The 7,820-nt window shown below is 46.7% G+C and carries 7 protein-coding genes; 5 read left to right on the forward strand and 2 right to left on the reverse strand.

The window, feature by feature from the left end; translation table 11 throughout:
- Positions 1-221: 221 nt before the first annotated feature.
- Positions 222-1,466: an imidazolonepropionase gene (gene hutI, locus ACVBIO_RS13540; protein ID WP_447172815.1), complete on the reverse strand. Its 1,245-nt coding sequence runs from the start codon at positions 1,464-1,466 to the stop codon at positions 222-224.
- A 176-nt stretch (positions 1,467-1,642) separates the two neighbouring features.
- Between hutI and hutC the strand changes: the two genes are divergently transcribed.
- The 3 genes from hutC to hutH all read left to right on the forward strand — a co-directional run bounded on the left by hutC (position 1,643) and on the right by hutH (position 5,764).
- Positions 1,643-2,347, forward strand: a complete 705-nt coding sequence (gene hutC, locus ACVBIO_RS13545; RefSeq protein ID WP_447172816.1) for a histidine utilization repressor — start codon at positions 1,643-1,645, stop codon at positions 2,345-2,347.
- A gap of 179 nt (positions 2,348-2,526) precedes the next feature.
- A complete protein-coding gene (gene hutU, locus ACVBIO_RS13550; RefSeq protein WP_447172817.1) occupies positions 2,527-4,191 on the forward strand; it encodes a urocanate hydratase in 1,665 nt (554 codons plus the stop codon).
- A 40-nt stretch (positions 4,192-4,231) separates the two neighbouring features.
- Entirely contained in the window at positions 4,232-5,764 is a 1,533-nt protein-coding gene (gene hutH / locus ACVBIO_RS13555) for a histidine ammonia-lyase (RefSeq protein WP_447172818.1), read from the forward strand.
- 554 nt (positions 5,765-6,318) lie between these two features.
- Here the strand turns inward: hutH and ACVBIO_RS13560 are convergent.
- Positions 6,319-7,041, reverse strand: a complete 723-nt coding sequence (locus ACVBIO_RS13560) for a DUF3157 family protein (protein WP_447159119.1) — start codon at positions 7,039-7,041, stop codon at positions 6,319-6,321.
- 63 nt (positions 7,042-7,104) lie between these two features.
- Between ACVBIO_RS13560 and ACVBIO_RS13565 the strand changes: the two genes are divergently transcribed.
- Positions 7,105-7,239 carry a hypothetical protein gene (locus tag ACVBIO_RS13565; RefSeq protein WP_447170393.1) on the forward strand — a complete coding sequence of 45 codons (135 nt, stop codon included), beginning with the start codon at positions 7,105-7,107 and terminating at the stop codon, positions 7,237-7,239.
- 156 nt (positions 7,240-7,395) lie between these two features.
- Positions 7,396-7,638: a hypothetical protein gene (locus tag ACVBIO_RS13570; protein ID WP_447170394.1), complete on the forward strand. Its 243-nt coding sequence runs from the start codon at positions 7,396-7,398 to the stop codon at positions 7,636-7,638.
- Positions 7,639-7,820: the final 182 nt, after the last annotated feature.

Genomic DNA, 7,820 nt, shown 5'->3' on the forward strand with positions numbered 1-7,820 from the left:
GAAACTATATTGGGAGTGCCAGTATCATCAGACAGGAAAATGGCTGGAATACATATGCCGACCGCAGGTCATTAGCTGCATCAGATGCAGACAGTTACCTCTGAGGTAATTCGAAATATTTTAGCCAACAGGCCGAAAAAGGCAGAAGCCACCATAGCCAAATGGTGGCACACTCAAACCACCAAAACGATGAACATGCCTCATCGCTCAGGCATTACATATCATTGGTGTACTAGGTGACCATTCTTCACCACATCCACACACGATGCCACACCATAGGTGTACGCTAGCTCCGCTGGGGTACTGATATTCCACATACAGAAATCGGCGGTCATGCCGACTTCTATTACGCCCACATGGTCATCAATGCCCAACGCCTTGGCGGCGTTGCGGGTCATGCCTGCTAAAGCTTCCTCTGGCGTTAAACGCAGTAACGTACAGGCCATATTGAGCATCAATAAGCTGGAGCATATTGGTGATGAGCCCGGGTTATAGTCGCTGGCGACCACCATAGGCACCTTGTATTTGCGCAGCAAATCGATTGGCGGGTGTTGGGTTTCACGTAAAAAGTAAAATGCGCCGGGAAGAATTGTGGCGCAGGTACCGCTTTCGCTTAATGCTTTTACGCCGTCTTCATCAAGATATTCGATGTGATCTACCGATTTAGCGCCAAGCTTGGCTGCTAAGGCAGAACCGCCCATATTAGAAAGCTGCTCTGCGTGCAATTTGATATCCAGTCCAGCATCTTTTGCGGCGGTGAGTACGCGTTCGGTTTGTTCTAAATTGAAGGCGATATTCTCGCAAAACACATCGACAGCATCGGCAAGGTTTTCTGCAATCACGCGCGGTAACATTTCGTTGATCACCAGATCCACATAGGCATCACTCCTTTCTGTACTACCGGGAGCGTCTTTGTATTCTGGTGGAATAGCGTGTGCGCCTAAAAAGGTGGTTTTAACGTCTACATGATGATGCTTACCCAGTTCGCGGGCGACGCGTAGAATTTTAAGCTCGGTTTCGATATCTAGGCCATAACCTGACTTGATTTCTACTGTGGTCACTCCCTCTTTAGCGAGTGCGTTTAGGCGCTGGCGACCCAGCTCAAATAGTTCGGCTTCATCGGCTTCGCGGCAGGCTTTGACGGTTGAAATGATGCCACCGCCGCTGCGGGCGATCTCTTCGTAACTCGCGCCTTGTAGACGTAGTTCAAATTCATTAGCGCGGTTGCCTGCAAATATTAAATGGGTGTGGGCATCGATTAATCCAGGGGTGATCCAGCCACCTTTACCTTTGTAAATTGGCGTGGCGAATACATCAAATTCAGGCAGTTCGCTACGCTTACCAACCCAAGCTATTTTGCCGTCCTGTACAGCAAGCGCTGCATCAGTAATAGCACCGTAAGGCGCTGAAATATTTGGCGACATTGTAGCGATGTTGATATCTATCCAGACTTGATCCCATGACATGATGCAGTTCTCTTTAAGGTTGTTTTTTGTGGCACTTGAATACTAACACCAAATATCAGCACTAAAATTAATTTGTGAGCTAGCTTGTATTTACTTGTATATACAAGCTAGGATTGTAGCCGAGTTTTTGAGCATGTAAATAGCGGGCAGCAATTTTAATAGCAACGGGATAGTTAATGGCAACGCCAAAGTTTGAAGAGATTAAACAATATATTTTAGCGCAAATTGAGTCTGGCGAATGGGCTGAAGACAGCCGTGTGCCATCTGAAAATCAATTGGCCGAGTTGTTTAATTGCAGCCGCATGACGGCGCGGCGCGCCGTTACTGAGTTAACTGAATCGGGCGTATTAGAGCGCTCTCAAGGCTTAGGCACTTTCGTTGCAGGCCTAAAAACGCAGTCTTCGATGATGGCGATCCGCAATATTGCCGACGAGATAAAAGACCGTGGTCACGGTTATAGTGTGCAACAAGTTCTGCTGACTCAAACCACGGCAATGGGCGCGATTGCGATTGCGCTGGGGCTAGAAGAGGGCAGCGCGGTTTATCAGTCGGTATTAGTCCACTGCGAGCAAGGTACACCGCTGCAGCTAGAAGAGCGCTTTGTTAACCCTAAACTGGTACCCGAGTATTTAGCGCAAGATTTTACGCTGCAAACTCCCCATGAATATTTATCTATGGTGGCACCGTTAACCGAAGCTAAGCACACTATCGAGGCCAAAATGGCCGATATTGCGCAGTTAGCCCTGTTACAAATTGCCGCCACAGAGCCGTGTTTACAGATTACTCGCCGAACTTGGTCACGCCAAGGTGTGGTGAGTTTTGCGCGCTTAGTGCATCCCGGCAGTCGATTTAAATTAGGTGGCCACCTGACCTTTAGTTAAAGACGCTGGGGAGTAAAGACGCAGTGGGCTGCCGCTATGTAAGTAAAAGCGATCAACAAAACGCTTTAGCAATGATTCACTAATGATTTACCAAAGAATTGACAGTAAGACAGTAAATATAAAGCTTAAAAATAAGCTGATAAGAAAAACATAAAAACAAATTGAACGAGGTAGTACCGATGGATAAGAGACATGATCCGAGCCGCCGCATTATAGCGCCGACAGGAACAACACTCAGCTGTAAGAGCTGGCTGACTGAAGCACCTATGCGAATGTTGATGAACAACCTGCACCCCGATGTGGCTGAGCGTCCTGAAGACTTAGTGGTTTATGGCGGTATTGGCCGTGCGGCACGTGACTGGGAGTGTTACGACAAAATCGTTGAAGTACTGCAGCGCCTTGAAGAAGACGAAACCTTAATGGTGCAGTCGGGTAAGCCAGTTGGCGTATTCAAAACCCACAGCAACGCACCACGGGTGATCATCGCTAACTCTAACCTAGTGCCACATTGGGCAAACTGGGAACACTTTAACGAGTTAGATAAAAAAGGGCTGGCCATGTATGGCCAGATGACAGCGGGGTCGTGGATTTATATCGGCTCACAAGGCATTGTCCAAGGCACATACGAAACGTTCGTTGCTATGGCTAAGCAACACTTTAATGGTTCGTCTGCAGGCAAGTGGATCTTAACCGGTGGCCTAGGTGGCATGGGCGGCGCGCAGCCTCTAGCGGGCACTATGGCGGGTTACTCTGTATTGACCTGTGAAGTGGATGAAACCCGCATCGATTTCCGTCTACGAACAAAGTACGTCGACAAAAAAGCCACTAGCCTTGATCAAGCCTTAGCGATGATTGATGAAGCTAATGCTAATGGCAAGCCCGTTTCGGTTGGTCTGCTTGGTAACGCAGCTGACGTATTTGCCGAACTGGTTAAACGCGGTATTACCCCTGATGTAGTGACTGACCAAACCTCGGCGCATGATCCGCTAAATGGTTACCTGCCACAAGGCTGGACGCTAGAGCAAGCGATTGAAATGCGTAAAACTGACGAAGCGGCAGTGGTTAAAGCGGCCAAGCAGTCAATGGCAGTGCAAGTAAAAGCCATGCTAGCGCTACAAGCGGCGGGCGCAGCGACCACCGATTACGGTAACAACATCCGCCAAATGGCATTTGAAGAAGGCGTTGAAAACGCATTCGATTTTCCCGGTTTTGTGCCAGCTTATGTACGCCCACTGTTCTGTGAAGGCATAGGCCCATTCCGCTGGGTGGCACTGTCTGGCGACCCAGAAGATATCTATAAAACTGACGCTAAAGTAAAAGAGCTTATTCCTGATAATCCACATCTACACAACTGGTTAGATATGGCGCGCGAGCGTATCGCTTTCCAAGGTCTGCCGTCACGCATCTGCTGGGTAGGCTTAAAAGATCGTGCTCGTTTGGCACTCGCCTTTAACGAAATGGTAAAAAATGGCGAGCTGTCTGCGCCAATTGTGATAGGTCGCGACCATTTAGATTCCGGCTCTGTTGCTAGCCCTAACCGCGAAACAGAATCTATGCTCGATGGTTCTGATGCGGTATCGGATTGGCCATTAATGAACGCACTACTGAACACGGCAAGCGGTGCCACTTGGGTATCCTTGCATCACGGCGGTGGTGTTGGTATGGGCTTTAGCCAGCACTCAGGTGTGGTGATTGTGGCAGATGGCAGTGATGACGCTGCGGCGCGCTTAGGTCGCGTACTGTGGAATGACCCAGCAACAGGGGTGATGCGTCACGCCGATGCGGGTTACGATATCGCTAAAAAATGTGCAAAAGAGCAGGGCTTAGACCTGCCAATGCTATAAGCCAGCTCGAACGAGCAGTATAAGAATAAGAGGCATTAACATGAGTCATTTAGTATTAACTCCGGGTACGTTAACCCTATCGCAAATCCGTGAGATCAGTCGTGGCAAGGTAACATTAGAGCTAGCACAAAGTGCTATCGCCGATATCAACACCAGTGCAGGGCTAGTACAGCAAGTATTGGATGAAGGCCGCACAGTTTACGGTATTAACACCGGCTTTGGCTTGTTGGCAAACACCAAGATTGCTGCTGACGACCTGCAACTGCTACAGCGCTCTATTGTGCTGTCTCACGCTGCAGGTACCGGCAAACCTATGAGCGATGCGACTGTGCGCTTGATGATGGTATTGAAGATCAACTCACTGAGCCGTGGTTTTTCTGGGATTCGTTTAGAGGTGATTAACTTCCTGATCGCACTGGTGAATGCTGAAGTTTATCCCTGTGTGCCAGAGAAAGGTTCTGTCGGTGCATCGGGTGACTTAGCGCCGCTATCACACATGTGTTTGCCACTGCTTGCAGAAGGCGAAGTGAGTTATAAAGGTCAGCTAATTAGCGCCGCGCAGGGTCTTGAAATCGCCGGGCTTAAACCACTTGAACTGGCGGCTAAAGAAGGGTTAGCACTGCTTAACGGTACTCAAGCTTCAACGGCATTAGCACTTGAAGGTCTGTTTAACGCAGAAGATCTGTTTGCTGCAAGCTCAGTGATTGGTGCCATGAGCGTTGAAGCGGCCATGGGCAGTCGTAGCCCGTTTGATGCACGTATTCACGCTGCTCGTGGTCAAAAAGGTCAGATTGATTCGGCGGCTGTGTTCCGTCATCTGCTCGGTGATGAGTCTGAGATCAGCCTAGATCACGTTAACTGTGAAAAGGTACAAGATCCTTACTCACTGCGTTGTCAGCCACAGGTGCTTGGCGCATGTTTAACTCAAATTCGCCACGCGGCAGATGTACTTGGCACAGAAGCTAACGGCGTTACCGACAACCCACTGGTGTTCCAAGACACTGGCGATATTATCTCGGGTGGTAACTTCCACGCTGAGCCTGTTGCTATGGCAGCGGACAACTTAGCGATTGCGATTGCTGAGCTTGGCTCTATCGCCGAGCGTCGTATCGCGTTGTTGATTGACTCTAATCTGTCGAAACTGCCTCCATTTTTGGTTGAAAACGGCGGGGTTAACTCAGGCTTTATGATTGCGCAGGTAACGGCTGCTGCATTGGCATCAGAGAACAAAACTTACGCGCACCCTGCGTCAGTAGACAGCTTACCGACATCGGCGAACCAAGAAGATCACGTGTCGATGGCAACCTTTGCGGCGCGCCGACTACGCGACATGTCAGAAAACACTCGTGGTGTATTGGCGGTTGAACTGCTTGCTGCAGCGCAGGGTTTAGATTTCCGTCGTCCACTGCAACCAGCGCTCGCCGTGGCTAAAGCCAAAGCAGAGTTACGTGAGCTGGTGACTTACTACGATAAGGACCGTTTCTTCGGCCCAGATATCGAAGCGGCCACCGATCTACTGATCACCGCTAGCTACAATGCTTACTTGCCAGCCGGTATTTTGCCAAGCCTATAGGTTGTAGATCCAGTTAGTCGTTGCAAAAAGGGCCTAAGGGCCCTTTTTTTGGCTGTCACTTAGTGAAGTAGAGCTGAGACGTTTTTTTCGCCATTTTAAAGTTAGATCTGTCGCTAGCGAAAAAGAGTAAAAAATTATTTTTTATTTATATTAAAGATTAATCTCGGTGTGTAATAAGCTGTCTAATATTTTGAGTGTGTAGCTAGCTAGTGACTGGTGTGCTTACTTGTGTAAGCGCTTGAGTGGTGTTTTATTTTGTTTTTTGTTTTTTTGATAAATTTAATGAAATAGTTTTTATTGGTTTAATAAATACTTTTTGAACGTCCTGAAAATATAATTATTTTGAATTAAGTTAACTTGGTTTAGGTGTGCTTTTTATACTTGTTAGTGCGGATAGTATTATTTAATGGTTTTATTTCTGTTGTTGTAAATAGATTTGTGGAAAACTTAGAATAGTATTATCGCAGCTGGGCGGGCGGGATAAAGCAAAAAGCCTGCGTTGGTAGAGCACCGCAGGCTTCGATTGTGCGCTTAGGTATTCATTTCGCTATTGCTTACATGCGTGAATCCATCTCACCGATTTTTAAACTCATCAGCTGCTTGCTCCACTGAGCTTTGTCGATGCCCTCTACCCAGAATACGCGGCTATCGCGAGTCTGTCCTTTGCGAAGATAAGTATCTGGCATTCTGAAAATAGCCTGCCATACCTTGACGGTTTCTTTTTTGATTAATGCACCTGAATCGGCGAATAGGCTGATCTCTAACTGAATCATTACATAGTGCTCAGGGCTGTTACTGCTCAGATCGAATGTGAGTCCAAGACGACCATCGTCATCCCATTGGCTGTTTAACAAGCTGACTTTTACGCCGCTTTTAGCAGTTGATTTTAATAGTTCAGATTGTGCAATAGCATTTGATGTCAGTGTTTCTGTGTTAGCCGGTAGTGTTGTTGGTACAGCTGCCGTTGTTGCTCGCGTTGCATTCTTTGTGGCAGTTGTATTTTCTACTGCGGTTGCGCTTCCTGCTACTGCTGCACTTTTTGCAACCGCTGTACTGTCTGCAATCGCTGCAGCGCCGACAGTTGCTGGTAGAGTGACAGGCACTGCGGTATCAGGCTTTGTTTGACTCTCAAGAATGACATATTCCCAAGTAAAGTCGTCGTTTAGTTTAACCGTGGCGCCATTTTCTAAGGTAACTCTTGTTACTTCTTCAGCTAGAGCTGGGATAGAAAACATTAAGAACGCAATCGAGGCGTAGATTCGCAGGGTTTTATACATGAGTGTTAACCTATTAACTGAGATTGGCTTAGCATAGACAAACTACTAAAGGATTGATACTGCATGAAGTTAGATTTAAACGGTAGAGATTTAAACGTTTCAGAACTTAAGGATCGCACTAAAAAACTATCCTGCCTCTATGCTGGCTTTATGATCCCTGCGTTGCAACCCTATACTCATGATGAGACTCAAGTATAAGCTCGAACGCATCGCTTGGGGTGAACTGTTGCTTGAGCGGGTGGACGAAATATAAGCGATACAGTACACTCCCTGCAAAATTTAAACAGCAGTTAACTTTATAACATTAAACAATATTATGAGTATGATTGTAGGGACTTTATAAAGAAGGGAATCATGAAAATATTGAATGTTTGTATCATTGCTATTGTTGCGCTGGGATTCGTTTTTGTCGTTATAAATGTGGGGATGGGTGCTGTAAAAACGGCGGACTATACAGAGTCATGTGTTCATGTCGATAATGTGTTTTTTAAACAGCATCATTTTTCCGGTAATACACCTTTTACGTCTTTTAAGGCTGGGGAATATCAAGTTAAAGGTGCGATTTTATTTTGCAGAGCTTTCAATATGTTTAATTGAATTAGGGGTAAGTAACTCTAGTCGGTTGGGAATAACTTAAATTGAGGAAATGATACTTTGACGATGTTTGAGCATTATGTTTTACATCGTCGAGGGTGTAACAGGTTCTGTGTAACTGCAGTTTTAGTTAATATGTTTCACAAGTCTGTCTTCAAACTCAATAATAAATCTGCTCATTGCAG

Source organism: Shewanella sp. 0m-8, assembly GCF_052977265.1.